This is a genomic window from Paenibacillus fonticola DSM 21315, assembly GCF_000381905.1.
GTDB classification, from domain to species: domain Bacteria; phylum Bacillota; class Bacilli; order Paenibacillales; family Paenibacillaceae; genus Fontibacillus; species Fontibacillus fonticola.
In genome coordinates this window covers 58,435-76,495 of sequence record NZ_KB907260.1, presented here as the reverse complement: position 1 = coordinate 76,495, position 18,061 = coordinate 58,435, and the positions used below count along the sequence as shown (strand labels likewise).

The following is an 18,061-nucleotide window of genomic DNA, read 5'->3' as shown; positions in this document are numbered from 1 at the left end:
CGAAGCAAAGAAGCGATCGCCGGCTTGATTTTTCCAGATGAGCAAGGTGTTATTGTAATGCTTTAGTATATAAAATGCCGATGGTCTTGGCGCCGCAATGGCTCGATATGACGCAGCCTGCGTCGGATATCGCGACCTCTCGGGCCTGCGTTTTCGATTGCAATATTCGCTGCAGTGAAGCGGCATCGTCATCAGCTAAGGAATGCGTAATAAATACAAGATCATTATCCATATCTGCTGTCTTGCTTAGCGCATTTTCAACGAGCTGTTCGAGCACTTTCTCCCGGCTGCCGCGAATTTTCGCGACCGGAGTCATTTTGCCATCAATGACTTTAATAACCGGGCGAATTTTCAGCAGGCTGCCTACGAGGTTCTGCATCCCTGAGCATCTTCCGCCTTTATATAAGTAGTCAAGGGAGTCGATGACAAATTCCGTTTCAACCAAGGGTCTTGTCATCTCCAGCAAGTCCACAATCTCAGAGACGCTCTTGCCTTCAGAAGCTGCTTTGACAGCTTTCATGACTAGCAATCCAATACCAGTAGACAGGTTAAGTGAGTCAAAAACGGTAACCTGTCCTTCAGCAAATTCCTCCGCAGCAATAACGGCATTCTGGTAAGTGGAAGATAACTCGGATGACAGACTTATGTATAGCACTTGCTGTCCTTGTTCGATTGCAGGGTTGAAAGCTTGGATAAAATCGGCGGGAGATGGCGCTGCTGTCTTGGGCAAACGTCCGCTCTTTGCTACTTTGCTGTATAACTGCGGCGTTGTTAAATCGACCCCATCCTTGTACGTTTCGTCATCAAACGTTACATACAGCGGAACGAGACCGATATCATATTCCTCGATCCATGAAGCAGGCAGATCGCAGGTGCTGTCCGCAAAAACTTTAATCTTTCGCAAAGTGATCCCTCCAAATAAATTCGGGTTATCAGGTTCAAAATAAAGTTTAGTGCTGTTTGTTCATATACATAATCGCTACTGTATGAGGGCCGCAATGGCTTGAAATGACACAGCCTGCTTCGGCAATCGCCACTTCACGGGCCGGGGCCTGTTCTTTTAGAATAGCGGCTAGCCGTCGAGCCTCGTCTTCGGCAAGGGTGTGGGCTACAATGATTAAATCATCGTCCATTTGATCTTTTTTGGCAAGGGCGTTATCGAGCATTTGCTGAACTGCCTTCTCTTTCTTGCCGCGGACTTTGTAAGCAGGAATAATGCTTCCATCGACGACTCGCAGAACGGGACGGATTTGCAGCAAGCTGCCGATGAAGTTTTGCATGCCTGAGCAGCGCCCGCCTTTGTACAAATATTCCAGTGTATCGATAACAAATTCCGTACTCACTAGTGATCTGGCCTTCTCGAGCAGTTCCACGATCTGCTGCGCGCTCAAACCTTGCTCTGCAGCTCTTACTGCCTTCATGACAAGCAAGCCGATACCGCTGCACAAATTCAATGAGTCTACGACATGCACACGGCCTTCAGGAAATTCCCCGGCTGCAATAAGAGCATTTTGATAGGTGGAGGATAGGCTGGAAGAAATGCTAATATAGACGATGTCATTCCCTTGTTCCACGCAAGGTGCAAATGCTTCCAAGAAATCCTGGGGAGAGGGGGCCGTCGTCTTCGGCAGGCTACCGGCGGCAGCGACTCTTTCATAAATATCAACGGGCGCAATATCGATGCCGTCTCTGTACGTTTGGTCACCAAATACTACGTACAGCGGAATAATTCCGATATTATATTTATCGACCCAGCCTGCCGGCAAATCGGAAGTGCTATCCGCGAAAATTTTTACTTGTGCCATAGGTATCTCCTTAAATTCGATAGTCCAGCTATATTTTATCAAAAAGCGGGAGCGTTTAACATCTCTATATCAAACAAATCGCCCCCGCGAGAACAAAAGAATCTAACGTGGGGGCGATTTGTCTGGCAGACTTACATTTGCAAAAGACCGATAAAGTACAATACGATAATAAGAATTACGGAAATTGAAGATAAGCATGTGCCAATAATCGCGAAAACTTTTTTGCGATTTTTAATAACAAGCCCGATAATGCCTAAAATGAGGGCAATCAAGTTCAACAATCCTGCCCCCATCATAGCGAGAACACCAAGAATGGCCGCAGGACTCTCTACCATCGCAGCTTCAATATGGGCTGGATCGTCCAGAACCTGCCCCAGTGCGGCAATAATGAGAAAGATAGATACGAAATACCCTAATAGTGCTACAATACTCATAACGAATGAGGTAATCCCAAGCCCGGAGTGCTTTAAGCGGGTTAATGGCTGGGATGGCACTGCATTGTCGTAATAAGGGCCAGGTTGTGCCCCAGGTTCATTGTTCATTAATAATCAAGCTCCTTTATGAATATAGTTCGCATCAACGTATAATCTTCCATAAATTCAGTAAAAAATCAAGGAAAATTTCATTTTAGTGCCATTTTTGGGAGGACGCAAATAGCTTGCTTGCAGGATAGAGAATAAGTTTATTAGTTAATAGTTAATATTTGCAGGAGGGATAGAAGAAGATGAGAAGAATAGCAGGAGCGGGCGCCATCGTAATGCTGTTGGCCGTTGTCCTTGGCGCATTTGGAGCTCATGTATTGGAGCCGATTATTGGAGATGCGATCGATGCTTATAAGACAGGGGTCCAATATCATATGATCCATGGAGCCGGAATGATCCTGGCCGCCTTAGCGGCAGGCACATGGGGGGACAGCCGCAAGTTGCAATGGTCAGCGGGGCTGTTCCTGCTTGGCATTATTTTGTTCTCTGGCAGTCTTTATTTGCTGGCAGTAACCGGGTGGAGATGGCTGGGGCCGGTTACTCCGCTCGGCGGAGTTAGTTTTATAGCCGGTTGGCTGCTGTTTGCTGCCGGGACATGGAATAAGAATAACAGGTCAAAATGATGAACAATGGCTGCGCCTACCGTAAAACGGGCGCAGCCATTATTGTCTTCGTATCCATGTGATAATCAGGTTTCTATGAAGTCTATAATCTCACTAAGCATAAAAGTGTACACTTGCTTCTCATCGACATGATACACGTTGATCGTATAGGTTTCAGATTGGAAATTTAAAATACGGCAGGGGATGTTAATTCGCTCCCCATTTCGGTTAATCAAAATTCGCACCAAGCGATTTTCGGATATATACTTCTGGATCCAATCCTGAAAATTGCGGTTTTTTGCCATTGCGGCAAAGTTATTTTCAGCGCCTGGAACATCCGCTGGCTTGTCTTCTGACTTCGCATTGCCCGGCGTTGTTTCTGTCGTATCACTCTGTGAATTGCTGACGGTGAGCCGTTTGTATGATCTGGAAATGAAGGATTGTTTCCTGGCGGCCAGCAAGGATTCAATGATTTCTCCTAACTCAATTCCTGAATTGATGCGGTAATCGATAATTTGTTCCCCTTCGTTCAGCAGTTGCAGAAGCGATTGAAGCGCCAGAGCGTTGGAACTGCTTTTTACTAAAATCTCCACATTAAATAAATATCCTAATTGCTCGTTATTCTTATTGTTTCCATTCGTTTGTTTGTCCATTTTTCCCCCAGGAAGAGATGTTAAGTGCTGTCACTCATAGATGCTAGATGTATAAATAAATTACCCATTAATCATAGCACCGCTTAGGGGACAATCATAGTCCTAAAGATTTAAATTAATGCTTCTTTTTGTTTATTTTCAACAAATGGTAAATTTTCAGAAAATAATGAGAAACTTCAAAATCTTATACGATCTCTTGTAGGGTGCTTATACAGATCGTTGGAAAAGAGCAGCCAGGTTTTCTTTAAACGGAGCTCTGACGACACCCTTCTCAGTTATGATCGCTGTGATTAAATGGTGCGGAGTTACGTCAAAGGAAGGGTTAAATACTTTTATGCCGGCTGGCGCCGTACGTTTGCCAAACCCTTCTGTAACTTCATGCTCTGGCCGTTCTTCAATCGGGATCTGTTGTCCTGTATCCGTCTGTAAGTCTATTGTGGATAATGGCGAGGCGACATAAAAAGGAATGTTATGCGCCTTAGCTAGAACAGCGAGACTGTATGTGCCGATTTTGTTAGCGGCATCTCCGTTGGCGGCCACCCGGTCTGTACCTACGATGACCGCATCAATCCAGCCTTTTGACATGACAAGCCCAGCCATGTTATCGCACAGCAAGGTGACATCGATTCCCGCTTGCTGCAGTTCGAACGCGGTCAGCCGCGCTCCTTGAAGAACAGGTCTTGTTTCGTCGGCATATATTTTAAGGTTCATCCCCTGCTCTGAAGCAAGGTAGAACGGAGCGAGAGCCGTTCCGTATCTGGCTGTCGCAAGTCCACCCGCATTGCAGTGTGTAAGCACGCCCATCCCGTCCTTAAAGAGCGGAAGCGCATGTTCTCCGATCTTCCGGCAAACGTCCTCATCTTCCTGGTGAATCGCGATCGCTTCTGCAAGCAGTCCTTCGTTTCGCGAGGAGAGATCGCTGTGCTCTTCAGCAAGCTGTGCAGCGCGATCCTTCATCCGGTCGAGCGCCCAAAACAGGTTGACGGCAGTCGGACGGGAGGTCGCTAAATACTTCGCTGTGGACAAAACGTGTTCCAGCCATTGTGGCTCCCCGCCTTGGAACGAGTTCGCTCCAAGAACGATCCCATATGCTGCAGCGATGCCTATGGCCGGTGCGCCCCGGACCTTCATTGCATGGATGCCATCCCAGACCTCTTCCGGGGTTGTCAGCTCCAGAAAGACAATCTCTTCTGGAAGCAGGCGCTGGTCGAGCATCAGAAGCTTATTTACCTCCCAGCGGAGGCTTAAAAGAGGTTCGCGGCTACGCTGGCCTGGCGGGTCCTTTTTACCTAAATCCTCGGTCATGCGTTTATTTCCTCCTTAGCTGCGGCTGTACTGGCCCACCTGGCCACTTCGCCGATAGAAGCAGCCGATCTGCCTTTCTTCACAAGCTGCTTGCCAATTTCAAGCGCCGTTACTTTGGCTTGCTGGCGATGGGCATCATTTACGATCGTCTCAATATCCGCAACGTGGGACAAGCCGACAATACGGCGGATGACCTTGCAGCCGGCAAATCCGATAGCGTCCTGCAGCACTTTTTTCATAAAAAGATCCTGGTAGCCCGGGGTTCTGAACATGAAATCTCCTCCTTCAGCGTCCCAGAGCTTGCGGAAATGATGCTCGAAATGGTTCCAGACGCTGCTGATTGTCGTCAAAAGCCATTCGCGGCGTTCTTGCAAAACAGCTGGGCTGTTGCTCCAGCCGGGCTGTGCAGCATAGTTCAGCAGCAAATTGCCAATAACAGCTCCGAGGTCAAAACCAATGGGGCCGTAGTAGGCGAATTCGGGATCGATGACTTTTGTGGATTCGGAAGTGACAAAGATGCTGCCGGTATGCAGGTCGCCGTGAAGCAGAGCCTCGCCATGGGTCAGAAATTTCTCTCTGAGCAAAGCTGCTTCGAGGTGAAGCTCCGTATCGTGCCACAGCTTCTCCGCCTCGTGACGGATGTCCTCGCTAAAGTCGTTGTTGTCGGCATTCCGGTAAGGATCCTCGAATATTAAATCTTCGGTAATTTTGCATAAATCAGGATTGACAAAACGTGCGGCCTGCAGCTTCTTATTCTGTTGATTCATACCCAGATCCGATGTATAGAACAACGTTGTCGCAATAAAGCGGCCGATATGCTCAGCAAAATGGTCGTAACGCTGGCCGTCTATCAGGCCTTTACGCATAATGGTGTGACCGGACAAATCCTCCATTACGGTTACTGCCAGCTCGTTATCCCCGCCATAAATAGCAGGTACGAGATCGGGGCAGAGGCGATGCTGAATTTCCAGCGCTTCCCGCTCGATGCGGGCCCGGTCCAGGCTTAGCGGCCATGATTCGCCAACGACTTTGGCATAAGGGAGCGCCTGTTTAACGATCAGGCTCTTGCTTCGCTGCGGATCGGCAATTCTAAACACCAGGTTTAAGTTGCCATCACCGATTTCTTCGCAAGCAAGCGCGGCATCTTCACGGAAAAATCCAGGGATCGATCTGGCATAAGCCACCGCATCCTCTGTGGAAAATGGATGATATGAGGACATGATAAGGCACCTCCAAAATAATATGAATTTTCTAATTTTTTTCTATTTAAATATAGAAAACTTAAATTAAAATTAGTTTAAAGTTAGTATATCGGAAAAGTGTGTAATTAGCATTACTTTTTTCAAGGCTGCGATGTTGGGATAAAGTATATGAAGCCAAGTCGTGGAGTGATTTAATTTGTTTCGTAAAAACTAGACCCGGGTAACATAAATAATATGGGTGGATAGAGCCCGGTAAATAACTTATATTCATTTCAGGCATGTTTTACGTGCTCTGGGGTGAACATATAACAATAAACGTGGAAATGAGGGATTGCATTATGGCTAAAGCCGATTCGAAGTCCGCAAACAAAGCTGGTAAAACAAACAAGTCAAGTTTGGAGCAGGTACTTAACGAGCAAGTCGCTAATCTCAACGTGTTGTATGTGAAAATACACAATTATCATTGGTATGTAAAAGGAGAAAACTTCTTTACGCTACATGCTAAGTTTGAGGAACTGTACGACGAGGTTACCGAGAAAATGGATGCCGTTGCCGAACGGCTGCTTACAATTAAGGGCAGTCCGGCTGCTACGATGAAAGAGTACTTGGAAATTGCTACAATTCATGAGGCAACGGGAAAAGAAGATCAGCGGGCTATGGTGCAAACCCTGGTTGAGGACTTTGCTACACTGTCCGAATCTTTTCAGGAAGGCATTGAGCTCGCCGACAAAGCAGGCGATGAAGCGACGGCCGATTTGCTAACCGGGTTTATAGCCGATTTGGAGAAGCATATGTGGATGCTTCGTACGTATTTGGGATAGGAGCACCATAAACTGCATCAGAGGGCTGGGTCCAAGCTTGATCCGGCCCTGTTTCTTATCTTTGTTCAACAGGGGATTGGCTGAGGCAAAAAACAATTTAATCTATTCTAGGCACTTGGATGGTCTCATAGTACTTAAAGTAGAAATAGATATTAAGTTTTCTGCTTTATTTCAGGGCATGTTTCTGGATTTGTCACCTGCACATCTTACAGTACAATTTTTGCATGGAAATTATTTAATAATGGAGGAGAGCAAAATGGCAAAAGTAAGGGTAGGAGAGGAAAATGGAAATCCAATCAAGCTGTATTATGAGGACTATGGAAATGGTAAGCCGGTCGTTTTGATTCATGGGTGGCCGCTGAGCGGACGTTCATGGGAGAATCAGGTACCAGCGCTTGTAGAAGCGGGGTATCGGGTCATTACGTATGACCGCCGTGGCTTTGGTCAATCCTCCCAACCTTGGGAAGGATACGATTACGATACGCTGGCGGCGGACCTTCATCAGTTGCTTGAGCATTTGAACCTGCGTGAGGTGACACTGGTCGGATTTTCGATGGGTGGCGGGGAAGTGGCCAGATACGTCGCAACGTATGGCACCGATCGGGTGAAAAAAGCAGTTTTTGCAGGTGCTATTCCTCCGTATTTGTACAAATCGGAGGACAACCCGCAGGGAGGGCTCGATGATGAAACGATCGCCGAATTCCAAAATGGCGTAAAAAATGACCGCCTTGCGTTTCTTGATTCTTTTACGGCGAATTTTTTTGCAGTAGGAAATCGGACGGACTTGGTTAGTGAGCCATTCCGGATTTATAACTTGAACATTGCCGCCTTTGCTTCTCCGAAGGGAACGCTGGACTGCATCTCGGCGTTCAGCTACACTGATTTCCGCGACGACCTGAAGAAATTCAACATTCCGACATTGATTCTCCATGGGGATTCCGATGCCCTCGTTCCCTTCGAGGTAAGCGGCAAGTTGGCGCATGAGGCTATCCCGTCCAGTCAGCTCGCAATCATCAAAGGCGGGCCGCACGGGTTTAATGCAACGCATGCCGAGGAATTCAACAAGGCTTTGATCGAATTTTTGAATCAAAATTAATCATTAAAGGCCATACTATATTTGTTTGCAATAACAAGGCAGCTGCAGGGTTACCTGAGCTGCCTTTATCTATATATAAGCTGGGCCAAGGCGTCATCTTTGTGGCAAATCGCCGATGGTTTCTTCGACAAAAAACGTGCTTGGCGAAGCCTCCGGAATGAAAGCTTCTCTTCCCGCCAGCAGGTGAGTACCCCCAATCCGGTAACCCAGCCCGGTACAGCTCCCTTCTCCGAATCCAATCCAAACTGACGCTGTAATCCCTTCAATCCAGCTGTGGCACATTGCTTAAGCATCCGAATTAGGTTAGAATAAAAATGAGAATCAGTGAGAATCACTTAGAATAATTCTAATGTGATAATAATTGTGCTATAATGCAGGAAGCAAAGGGAGGCGTCCCTATTTTAATATACGTTAAAGATTCTAACGACTTAATGGAGGGAGCAGTAAACATGGCTACACATTTCGTTATTGAGGGACTTAAAGCGACAATTGAGGACAAGGAGATTCTTAAGGGAATCGACATTGAAATAAAAGGTGGGGAAGTTCACGCCATCATGGGACCGAACGGAACGGGAAAAAGTACGCTCGCTTCCGCGCTGATGGGCCATCCTAAGTATGAAGTTACCGATGGCAAGGCGCTGCTCGATGGTGAAGATTTGCTGGAAATGGAAGTGGATGAGCGCGCGCGTGCAGGCATGTTCCTGGCAATGCAATATCCAAGCGAAATTGCCGGCGTAACGAACTCCGATTTCCTTCGCAGTGCGATCAACGCACGCCGCGGGGAAGGCAACGAGGTTTCTCTAATAAAATTCATCCGCCAGATGGAAGGCAAGATGAAGGAGCTCGAAATAAATCCTGAATTTGCCCATCGCTATTTGAATGAAGGATTTTCCGGCGGGGAGAAAAAGCGGAACGAAATTTTGCAAATGATGCTGCTTGATCCGAAGATCGTTATCCTTGACGAGGTTGACTCCGGTCTCGACATCGACGCTTTGCGCATCGTGGCTGAAGGCGTAAATAGTATGCGCAGCGAAGATCGCGGTTTCTTGATCATTACTCACTATCAACGGCTTCTTGACTACGTCAAGCCTGACTTCGTCCATGTGATGATGCAGGGGCGTATCGTGAAGTCCGGCGGTCCTGAACTGGCTGAGCGTCTGGAGAAAGACGGTTACGACTGGATTAAGGAAGAGCTTGGTATTGTTGACGAGACAGTGGGAGAGCAAGTTTAACGGAAGGAGGAAGGAGGAGCTAAGATGACTACACAAACCGTTCTACCGGTAGAACCGGATGTATTGAAGACCGCTTCCGTGAGCAACGGAGAACCGGCTTGGTTGACAGAAAGTCGCATGAACGCATTGAAGCTTGCGGCAGAGCTTGAATTGCCGAAGCTGGAGAAAACGAGAATCGACCGTTGGAATTTGCAGAACTACGGAACGCCTCGCCAAGGGCAAGGAGAGACAGCGCAGGAAATTCCAGAGATCGTGACCAGCCTGGTCGATTTGAACGAACAGAGCAATTTGATCGTTCAGCGGAACTCAGCGACCGTATTTACGAAGCTATCCGCGGAATTGGCTGCCAAGGGCGTTATTTTTACGGACCTGGAAACGGCAGTGCGCGAGCATGGCGACCTGGTGCAGAAATATTTGCATAACGTCGTGAAAAGCGATGAGAACCTGCTTACAGCGCTTCACTCCGCATTGTGGAGCGGCGGTATCTTCCTCTATGTTCCGAAGAACGTGGAAATTGAGGTTCCGCTGCAAAGCATCTATATTGTGGACGACAGCAAGGCTGTATTCGCTCCGCACGTACTGATTGTTGCTGAGGCAAACAGCCGCGTAACTTACGTGGATAATTACATTTCCGGCGACCTCTCAGACGCTATCGTGCACAACGGAGTAGCTGAAGTGTTCGTTCAAGCAGGCGCAAAGGTACAATTTGCGACCGTGCATAATTTATGCGAGAAGACGACCGATTTAACATACCGCCGTTCCGTGATCGAGAATGACGGACGCATCGAATGGATCATCGGTGAAATGAACGCTGGCGACACAATGAGCGACACGGCATCTGTATTGAAAGGCAACGGATCTTCATCGGATGCCAAAGTCATTGCCATCGGTTCCGGTTCCCAGAAACTGAACTATACGACGAGAGCCGTTCACTTCGGTAAGAGCTCGGATAGCCAGATGATCACCCGTGCGGTCATGCGCGAGCAGTCCACGGCGATTATTAATGGGATTACCAAGATTGAGCATGGCGCTACGAAAGCGAATGGCGAGCAAACCGAGAAGGTGCTTATGCTAAGCCCGAAAGCACGCGGAGACGCGAATCCTATCCTTCTTATCGATGAGGACGATGTAACGGCAGGTCACGCGGCGTCCGTAGGTCAGGTGAACCCGGAACAAATTTACTACTTGATGTCCCGCGGCATTAGTAAAGAGGATGCAGAGCGTCTCATTATTTATGGCTTCCTGGCTCCCGTTGTAGCGGATATTCCGCTGGAGCAGCTGCGGCAGCAATTGCAGACGCTGGTGGAAAGGAAGCTTGGACAATGAACCCGACGCTGATTAAAGAGCAATTTCCTATTCTAAATCAGGAGATTAACGGGCATCCGCTCGTCTATCTCGATAGTGCGGCAAGCTCCCAGAAGCCGCGTAAGGTGCTCGAAGCGTTGAAGCATTATTATGAATGGGATAACGCCAACGTGCATCGCGGGGTTCACACGCTGGGCAGCCGCGCTACGGATGATTACGAGTCGGCTCGCGAGAGAGTGGCCCGTTTTATCGGCGCTCAGCATACGGAAGAAATTATTTTTACCCGGGGGACGACGACGGCGCTGAATATTATCGCATCCTCCTATGGGGCTTCTGGCCTTAGTGAAGGCGATGAAGTTGTCATTACGCAGATGGAGCACCACAGTAATCTCATTCCTTGGCAGCAGCTGGCCTTAAAGAACAGGGCTGTGTTGAAATATATTCCGCTGCAGCCGGACGGCAGCGTCTTGTTGGAGGATGTGGAGAAGACCGTAACTCCAAAGACAAAAATCGTAGCTATGTCATACGTTTCGAACGTGCTGGGCGTGGTGAATCCTGTGAAACAGATCGCTGAAATTGCCCATCGCCATGGAGCCGTCATGGTCGTGGATGGAGCTCAAAGCACGCCGCATATGAAGGTCGATGTCCAGGACCTGGACTGTGATTTCTATACTTTTTCCGGTCATAAAATGTGCGCTCCGACGGGGATTGGGGTACTATATGGTAAGAAGCGTCTGCTTGAGGCCATGGAACCGATCGAATACGGCGGAGAAATGATCGATGACGTAGGATTATACGAATCGACCTGGAAGGAGCTTCCCTATAAATTCGAGGGCGGCACGCCGATCATTGCCGGAGCGGTTGGGTTGGGCGCAGCTATTGATTTCCTCGAGGAGATCGGGTTGGATGAAATTCACCGCCATGAAACGAAGCTTGCCGCCTACTCGATTGAACGGCTGTCTGAAATCGAGGGTGTGACGATTTATGGACCGCGGGAAAGGGAAGTCGGATTGATTACGTTCAATCTGGATGATGTTCATCCGCATGACGTAGCCACGGTGCTTGATGCATCGGGCATCGCGATCCGGGCAGGACATCATTGCTGCCAACCGCTCATGCGCTGGCTTGAAGTGAGTGCGACGGCGAGAGCTAGCTTCTACTTGTACAATACGGAAGAAGACATCGACCGTTTGGCCGACGCTTTAATCCAAGCAAAGGAGTATTTCAAGTAATGCAACTTGACGACTTATATCGGCGCGTTATTATGGATCATTATAAAAACCCCCGCAACCGCGGGAAGTTTGATAATGACGTCTTGACTGTAGATTTGAACAATCCGACCTGCGGGGATCGCATATCTCTGCAGCTTATCGTCGAAGACGGCATCGTAAGGGACGCGAAGTTTACTGGGGAAGGCTGCTCGATCAGTATGTCATCGGCATCGATGATGACGGAGGCTGTTAAAGGCCTTACCTTCGAGCAGGCTCTTCAACTGGCCGAGCGCTTCTCTTCCCTCATGAAAGGCGAGGACGTCCATTTTGATGAGCTGGAGGATATCGAGGCTCTATCCGGAGTTAATAAATTTCCTGCACGGATCAAATGCGCGACTCTAGCTTGGAACGCATTGAAGAAGGGGATTCAAGAGTCATAAATTAAGGAGGTAATCCATCATGGCTAAGAAGGCTCCCGATATCGGGGAATACAAATATGGTTTCCGCGACGAGCATAAATCTATTTTCCAGTCAGGCAAAGGCTTGACTCGTGAAATCGTTGAGGAAATTTCAAAAATTAAAAATGAACCGCAGTGGATGCTTGACTTCCGCCTGAAATCGCTTGAACAGTTTGAGAAAATGCCGATGCCGCGTTGGGGCGGCGACCTGGATGAGCTTGACTTCGATGAGATTCAGTACTATGTAAGACCGTCGGAGAAGCAAGGGAAGACATGGGAAGAAGTTCCGGCAGAAATTAAAGAAACGTTCGATAAGCTCGGTATTCCGGAAGCAGAACAGAAGTTCCTGGCTGGCGTATCGGCCCAGTATGAATCTGAGGTCGTTTACCACAGCATGCAGAAGGAACTGGAAGAGCAGGGTGTTATTTTCAGTGACACTGATACGGCCCTGCGAGAGCATCCGGAAATTTTCCGCGAGTATTTCGGTACCATCGTTCCGCCGGCAGACAACAAGTTTGCAGCCCTGAACAGTGCGGTGTGGTCGGGAGGAAGCTTCATTTACGTCCCTAAGGGCGTGAAATGCGAAATTCCTTTGCAGGCATACTTCCGCATTAACTCCGAGAACATGGGGCAGTTCGAAAGAACGCTGATCATTGCCGATGAGGACAGCTTCGTACACTATGTAGAGGGCTGTACCGCTCCGGTATATAGCACGAATTCCCTTCACAGCGCGGTAGTTGAAATCATCTGTAAGAAGAACGCGCGCGTTCGTTACACGACGATTCAGAACTGGGCTCCGAACATCTATAACCTCGTTACAAAGCGGGCTGTAGCTGAAGAGAATGCGAACATGGAGTGGGTTGACGGTAACATCGGCTCTAAACTGACGATGAAATATCCTGCTGTCGTACTGAAAGGCCGCGGCGCAAAAGGCAGCGTGCTGTCGATCGCTGTAGCCGGCAAAAATCAGCATCAGGATTCCGGCGCAAAGATGATCCATTTAGCTCCAGACACAACGTCGACGATCGTCTCCAAGTCGATCAGTAAACACGGCGGGAAAGTAACCTACCGCGGTCTGGCTTCCTTTGGCCGTCAGGCGGAAGGCGCCAAATCGAACATCAAGTGCGATACGTTGATTCTGGACAATGAGTCGACGTCCGATACGATTCCTTATAATGAAATCATGAACGATAACATCGTTCTGGAGCATGAGGCTACGGTATCGAAGGTGTCTGAAGACCAGCTGTTCTATCTGATGAGCCGCGGTCTGACCGAGGACGAAGCGACGCAAATGATCGTGATGGGCTTCATCGAGCCATTTACGAAAGAGCTGCCGATGGAATATGCGGTTGAGATGAATAGATTAATCAAGTTCGAGATGGAAGGCAGTATCGGTTAATCTGCCTTTTTAAAAAACAAGCTGACTTCTTTGTAATAAGGAAGTCAGCTTGTTTCATTATTCATCAAACTATAGCAAAATTCTTTTTTTATTGTTAAAATTTAAGAAAAAAAGGATGTTATGAAAAATGAAGTATAAGTTTCCTCTATTGTTGGCAGCATTATTCATATTTTTACTTGGAGGCTGTACAGGAAAATCTGAAAATGATTCGGTAACGCTGAAAGATATGACGATTACTAAGGAGGGGGATAAGAAAACCAAAGTGCATTACGGAATGGATCGTTCTGATGCCGAGAAAATATTGGGGTCAGGAGAAGAAATAATGAAATTTATGATTAAATATGACCCAGGCGTGACGATAATGTATCGAAATGACAAGGTAGCCGGGATTGTGCTGGATGTTAATTCATCCGATATTTTTCGGGCTCATCGGTTACAAATTGGCATGCACAGGGATAAGGTGAAAGAAATATATGGTGAGGTATACATAATCGATACAGCTGAGTACATAGATTATGCTTACGATACAAATAGCAAGAAATTCATAGATTCAGAACCGGATGTCAAATTGACACAGGAGGAAATGGAAGATGTTTATGTTATTTCGGTAATTTTTGATGAAGAAGGTTTGGTCAATCGAATATTATTGCTTGATCAAAAAATGGCCAGATACTTTATGTAAGCAAAGCCTGAAAGAGCTCCCTGCTTGGTGTGACTTAATGGGACTTACGAGACTTGATGGGAGTTGGCTGGAGTAGATGGAGCTTAGCGGGAATAGACCTGCTGAATTACTCCATTTGATTGGCACGCATGAAAGACAGTGTCTAGCCAAGAAGATATTTAATTCGCGCTTAGCCTTAGCAAGTATGCGCAATAGCAAATGCTCAGTCAAGTATTCAAGCAAGTACTCAGTCAAGTACTAAGGCAAAAACCGGCAACCAAAGAACAATAAAAACAGCCCATTCACTATCCAAAAGGATAGGAAAGGGCTGTTCATTATGCCGAGTTAAATGTATACTTCGGTAATCGTCATCTCGCGCTCTTTGGACAAGTCGATGAAGCCGGCATCGGTCTGTACGAGCGGACGGAAAAAGTCGGTCTGGTTCGTCATAACAATCGATCCTACCTCGCCTGAATTCAACATCACTTTCTTGCCGATGAAGTTCGGCAGCAAATGCCTGATCAGCGCCTGAGTCGGTTCAGGGCTAAGCTGACCAAAGCTAAGTGCGTTCAATTCGCGGAGCACGGTGAGCAGCTCCTGCTTGGACCGGTATACGCGGTTGGACGTCATTGCACTGTAAACGTCGGCTACGGCAGCTATTTTAGCATAAGGGTGGATATCCTTGTCGCTGAGTCCTTGCGGATAGCCGCTGCCGTCTTCCCGTTCATGATGCTGCAGGGCAACTAATGCGGATATTTCATCACCGGTTGATTTGAGAATAATATCGGAGCCGTAATATGTATGGCGTTTGACCTCTTCGAATTCTTCCGCCGTCAGCTTGCCTGGCTTGGAAAGAATCTCTTGAGAGATCTTGCATTTGCCAATATCGATCAAATAGCCGGCTTTACCGACTTTGTATGCTTCTTGTTTAGGATAACCTAGCCAGGTTGCGATATAATAAGAGAGCATTCCGACCTGTATGGAATGATTGTATGTATAATTATCATCGTTATTCAACAGTAGAAGAAGTGAGACGACATCTTTCTGGCCGATCAGTTCATTCACTAAAGGGTTCAGCAGCTCATCGACGCGAGATTCATCAAAAGTGCCTCTGGATAGCGCTTCCAGAAAAATCTGTTCGAAGCCATCTACCGCTTGATCAAATAGCGGAATTACTTTAGTTACTTGTTCGGAATAGCCGCTAGCTGCAGGCCGATCGATGTCTATAGTTCGAGGTTCAATATCGATGTAGTCTATACCGTGCTGCATCAATTTTACAATAGCATCACCGGTCAGTTCTGTTCCTTTATGCAGGATTAAAACGCCGAATTGATTAAAAATATCATTTTGAAGCCGGTCGCCAGGACTGATTTCGATTACATGTAGTTTCAAGAACGATGACACCTCATTATTCTACAGTATTTCTTTCATGATATCAGGAAAGAACTGGAATGGCAATGATATTATGGGTCTAAAGATGCTCTTTGTGTGATATTTGTCCTGGCGCAGATGGATCCCAAGGTCCTTGACCGTGGCCCTTCCATTCCGTCCCATCCTCCCAAATTTCCTTTTTCCAAATAGGGACGATCTGCTTCAATCTTTCAATGGCATAGCGGCTCGCTTCATAGCTGTCGTTCCGGTGGGGGGTGGAGACGGCGATGATAACGCTGCTCTCGGCAATGTTGACCTGACCAATCCGGTGGCTGATCGCGCATTTCGTGCCCGGCCAGCTTGCGGCGATCTCTTCGCCGATCTGTTCCATTTTGGATAGAGCCATAGGAATGTAAGCTTCATATTCCAAATGAATGGTCCGTTGGCTGCCGGTCATTTCCCGGGTTGTTCCGACAAAGACCAATGTCGCGCCATGATTGGCGGTGTTTACTTTGCTTGTCACTTCATCGACCGAAAGCGCCAGGGAAGTGATTGTGTACATATTGCATTGCGAATGGAAGGAAGAGGAACTGGAATCGCCTTTGCCTCCTGAAACAGGGGGGATAAGTGCAATTTCATCCTGCTCGGTAATGACAAGATCGCCCGCAGCATATTCTTGATTGACGGCAAGAAAAGAAATGTTAATTAACGAAGCAGCATCCGGGTATAGGCCAGCTATAAAACGTTTCAATTGATCGGCGGTGACCGCGTTATCCCCGTAAGTTAGTTCAAGTCGTGAAGTACCGATGCGATCAGCTAATCCAGCAAATAGATAAATCGTCAGCTTCATATCATTTTCACCTCGTCATGCTTAATAAACCCTTATAATATATCATATTTAGGGAGACAATGAACAAATTTGAGGTATATAATATTGTACATCTAAAACTTTTATTAGAACGGCTGTACAGGTACAGACCGGGGAGGGACAATTCATGTTGCCGAATGCGGAAGAGGACACACTGACGATTCTGTATACCAACGATTTACACAGTCATTTCGGTGCCATGGGACATATCGCCTTTATGGTGAAGGAGCTTCGCAGTCAGCAAAGCGGACCTGTACTGCTGCTTGATATTGGCGATCATATGGATCGCGCAGCATTGGAGACGGAAGGGACGATGGGACAAGTCAATGTAGATGTCTTAAATCTGATGGAATATGACGCCATCACGATAGGCAACAACGAAGGCCTGACCTTTACACCGGAGCAGCTCGAGCATGCCTATGCAGGTTTGACATCTCAGGTTGTATGCGCCAATATGCTGGATTTGCATACTGGTTTGCCGCCCGTATGGATGAACAGGCATCTGATCCTGGAAAAGGCCGGACTTAAAATCGGGCTGGTCGGGGTTACAGCCGCTTATGCTGAATTTTATGAACTGCTAGGCCTTAAAGCGCTTGATCCTATGCATGCTGTTGCGGATTCCGTCAGCGAGCTGCGCAGTGAAGCGGACCTTGTAATTGTTATGTCTCATGTAGGCTTGCCGTTTGACCGCCAATTGGCAGAGCAGGTACAGGGCATCGATCTGATCATCGGCGGTCATACCCATCATTTGCTGGAGGAGCCATTACGGGTCGGACAGACGATGATTACGGCGGCAGGCAAATTCGGCCGGCATCTGGGGCTGATTAAAGTGCAGAAAGACGCGGCGTCAGGAAGGCCAGCGGTAGCTTCCGGAGTATGCCTGCCTGTGGAGAGCGGCGCGGACGATCTGGACGTGCTGGGCGCCCTGCAAATTCATAAGGACCGGGCATTGGAGCGCATGGCCCGAACTGTCGCGGTTACCGAGCAAGAGCTAACGATCCGTTATGATTATGAATCGCCGTTCGGGAACTTGCTTGCCCAGGCCGTCAGAAGATTTACGGGCAGCGACTTGTCCATCGTAAACAGCGGACAGTTATTGTCCGGGCTGCCGGCGGGAGAAGTGAGCGAAGGGATGCTGCACGCCTGCTGTCCATCTCCTATCAATCCATGCCGCATGAATTTGAAAGGCGAGCATATATTGTACAGCCTGGAACAATCCTTGCTGCCGGAAATAGCCGATAAGCAAATATTTGGCTTCGGCTTTCGCGGCAAACAATTAGGGGGAATTTGCGTTGATGGCCTGGAAATTATTTATGATCCTGCGGCAGCCCCATTTCACAAAATAGTCCAAGCAAGCGTACAGGGAGTTCCGATCGTTCCAGAAGGCGTTTATGCCGTAGGTACGCTTGATATGTTTACCTTTGGCATTGGGTATGAAAGTCTTAAGCTGGGCAGTGAAATGGAATTTATGCTTCCGGAGTTTTTACGGGACTTGCTGCGAATAGAGCTTCAGACCGCAGGTGCTGTGGAAAGCTGCTTTTACAATCGATGGAAGGCGAAAACCGAAACCTTTAATGAAAATTTATGATG

19 protein-coding genes are annotated in these 18,061 nt (G+C 47.7%); 10 read left to right on the top strand and 9 right to left on the bottom strand.

Translation table 11 applies throughout. The annotated features are described in order from the left end of the window. Positions 1 to 49: 49 nt before the first annotated feature. From G358_RS0116665 to G358_RS0116655, 3 genes are all read right to left on the bottom strand, one after another. On the bottom strand, positions 50 to 904 hold the full coding sequence (locus G358_RS0116665; RefSeq protein WP_019638380.1) for a DegV family protein: 855 nt from the start codon (positions 902 to 904) through the stop codon (positions 50 to 52). A 46-nt stretch (positions 905 to 950) separates the two neighbouring features. Then, complete coding sequence (locus G358_RS0116660) at positions 951 to 1,805, bottom strand: DegV family protein (RefSeq protein WP_019638379.1); 855 nt, start codon at positions 1,803 to 1,805, stop codon at positions 951 to 953. Between the two features lie 131 nt (positions 1,806 to 1,936). Continuing rightward, a complete protein-coding gene (locus G358_RS0116655) occupies positions 1,937 to 2,347 on the bottom strand; it encodes a hypothetical protein (protein WP_019638378.1) in 411 nt (136 codons plus the stop codon). A gap of 182 nt (positions 2,348 to 2,529) precedes the next feature. Here G358_RS0116655 and G358_RS0116650 point away from each other — a divergent pair, with 182 nt between their 5' ends. Continuing rightward, entirely contained in the window at positions 2,530 to 2,910 is a 381-nt protein-coding gene (locus G358_RS0116650) for a DUF423 domain-containing protein (protein WP_019638377.1), read from the top strand. A 65-nt stretch (positions 2,911 to 2,975) separates the two neighbouring features. On the opposite strand, the gene G358_RS0116645 is transcribed toward G358_RS0116650, so the two are convergent. The 3 genes from G358_RS0116645 to mtnK all read right to left on the bottom strand — a co-directional run bounded on the left by G358_RS0116645 (position 2,976) and on the right by mtnK (position 6,067). Further along, positions 2,976 to 3,542, bottom strand: coding sequence for a hypothetical protein (locus G358_RS0116645; protein WP_019638376.1), 567 nt, complete (start codon positions 3,540 to 3,542; stop codon positions 2,976 to 2,978). 207 nt (positions 3,543 to 3,749) lie between these two features. After that, positions 3,750 to 4,847: an S-methyl-5-thioribose-1-phosphate isomerase gene (gene mtnA, locus G358_RS0116640; RefSeq protein WP_019638375.1), complete on the bottom strand. Its 1,098-nt coding sequence runs from the start codon at positions 4,845 to 4,847 to the stop codon at positions 3,750 to 3,752. Next, positions 4,844 to 6,067, bottom strand: coding sequence for an S-methyl-5-thioribose kinase (gene mtnK / locus G358_RS0116635; protein WP_019638374.1), 1,224 nt, complete (start codon positions 6,065 to 6,067; stop codon positions 4,844 to 4,846). The genes mtnA and mtnK overlap by 4 nt, the downstream gene beginning before the upstream one ends. A gap of 320 nt (positions 6,068 to 6,387) precedes the next feature. On the opposite strand from mtnK, the gene G358_RS0116630 reads away from it, so the two are divergent. Together G358_RS0116630 and G358_RS0116625 are read left to right on the top strand one after the other, a co-directional pair. Continuing rightward, positions 6,388 to 6,870 carry a Dps family protein gene (locus tag G358_RS0116630; protein WP_019638373.1) on the top strand — a complete coding sequence of 161 codons (483 nt, stop codon included), beginning with the start codon at positions 6,388 to 6,390 and terminating at the stop codon, positions 6,868 to 6,870. Positions 6,871 to 7,126: 256 nt separating this feature from the next. Beyond that, positions 7,127 to 7,966: an alpha/beta fold hydrolase gene (locus G358_RS0116625; RefSeq protein WP_019638372.1), complete on the top strand. Its 840-nt coding sequence runs from the start codon at positions 7,127 to 7,129 to the stop codon at positions 7,964 to 7,966. 93 nt (positions 7,967 to 8,059) lie between these two features. Here G358_RS0116625 and G358_RS0116620 read toward each other — a convergent pair whose 3' ends face one another. Further along, entirely contained in the window at positions 8,060 to 8,248 is a 189-nt protein-coding gene (locus G358_RS0116620) for a hypothetical protein (protein WP_019638371.1), read from the bottom strand. 167 nt (positions 8,249 to 8,415) lie between these two features. Here G358_RS0116620 and sufC point away from each other — a divergent pair, with 167 nt between their 5' ends. The 6 genes from sufC to G358_RS0116590 all read left to right on the top strand — a co-directional run bounded on the left by sufC (position 8,416) and on the right by G358_RS0116590 (position 14,253). Then, positions 8,416 to 9,198, top strand: coding sequence for a Fe-S cluster assembly ATPase SufC (gene sufC, locus G358_RS0116615; protein ID WP_019638370.1), 783 nt, complete (start codon positions 8,416 to 8,418; stop codon positions 9,196 to 9,198). A gap of 24 nt (positions 9,199 to 9,222) precedes the next feature. After that, positions 9,223 to 10,524, top strand: a complete 1,302-nt coding sequence (gene sufD / locus G358_RS0116610) for a Fe-S cluster assembly protein SufD (RefSeq protein ID WP_019638369.1) — start codon at positions 9,223 to 9,225, stop codon at positions 10,522 to 10,524. Continuing rightward, positions 10,521 to 11,735: a cysteine desulfurase gene (locus G358_RS0116605; RefSeq protein ID WP_019638368.1), complete on the top strand. Its 1,215-nt coding sequence runs from the start codon at positions 10,521 to 10,523 to the stop codon at positions 11,733 to 11,735. The genes sufD and G358_RS0116605 overlap by 4 nt, the downstream gene beginning before the upstream one ends. Further along, positions 11,735 to 12,154, top strand: coding sequence for a Fe-S cluster assembly sulfur transfer protein SufU (gene sufU, locus G358_RS0116600; protein WP_019638367.1), 420 nt, complete (start codon positions 11,735 to 11,737; stop codon positions 12,152 to 12,154). The genes G358_RS0116605 and sufU overlap by 1 nt, the downstream gene beginning before the upstream one ends. Positions 12,155 to 12,173: 19 nt before the next feature. After that, complete coding sequence (gene sufB / locus G358_RS0116595; protein WP_019638366.1) at positions 12,174 to 13,571, top strand: Fe-S cluster assembly protein SufB; 1,398 nt, start codon at positions 12,174 to 12,176, stop codon at positions 13,569 to 13,571. A 127-nt stretch (positions 13,572 to 13,698) separates the two neighbouring features. After that, on the top strand, positions 13,699 to 14,253 hold the full coding sequence (locus G358_RS0116590; RefSeq protein ID WP_019638365.1) for a hypothetical protein: 555 nt from the start codon (positions 13,699 to 13,701) through the stop codon (positions 14,251 to 14,253). Between the two features lie 324 nt (positions 14,254 to 14,577). On the opposite strand, the gene G358_RS0116585 is transcribed toward G358_RS0116590, so the two are convergent. Together G358_RS0116585 and G358_RS0116580 are read right to left on the bottom strand one after the other, a co-directional pair. Next, positions 14,578 to 15,624 (bottom strand): HD-GYP domain-containing protein, encoded by a 1,047-nt coding sequence (locus tag G358_RS0116585; protein WP_019638364.1) that lies wholly within the window; start codon positions 15,622 to 15,624, stop codon positions 14,578 to 14,580. Between the two features lie 79 nt (positions 15,625 to 15,703). Then, positions 15,704 to 16,453 carry a molybdenum cofactor biosynthesis protein gene (locus G358_RS0116580; protein ID WP_019638363.1) on the bottom strand — a complete coding sequence of 250 codons (750 nt, stop codon included), beginning with the start codon at positions 16,451 to 16,453 and terminating at the stop codon, positions 15,704 to 15,706. A 145-nt stretch (positions 16,454 to 16,598) separates the two neighbouring features. On the opposite strand from G358_RS0116580, the gene G358_RS0116575 reads away from it, so the two are divergent. Further along, a complete protein-coding gene (locus G358_RS0116575) occupies positions 16,599 to 18,059 on the top strand; it encodes a bifunctional metallophosphatase/5'-nucleotidase (RefSeq protein WP_019638362.1) in 1,461 nt (486 codons plus the stop codon). The last annotated feature ends 2 nt before the right edge of the window (positions 18,060 to 18,061 follow it).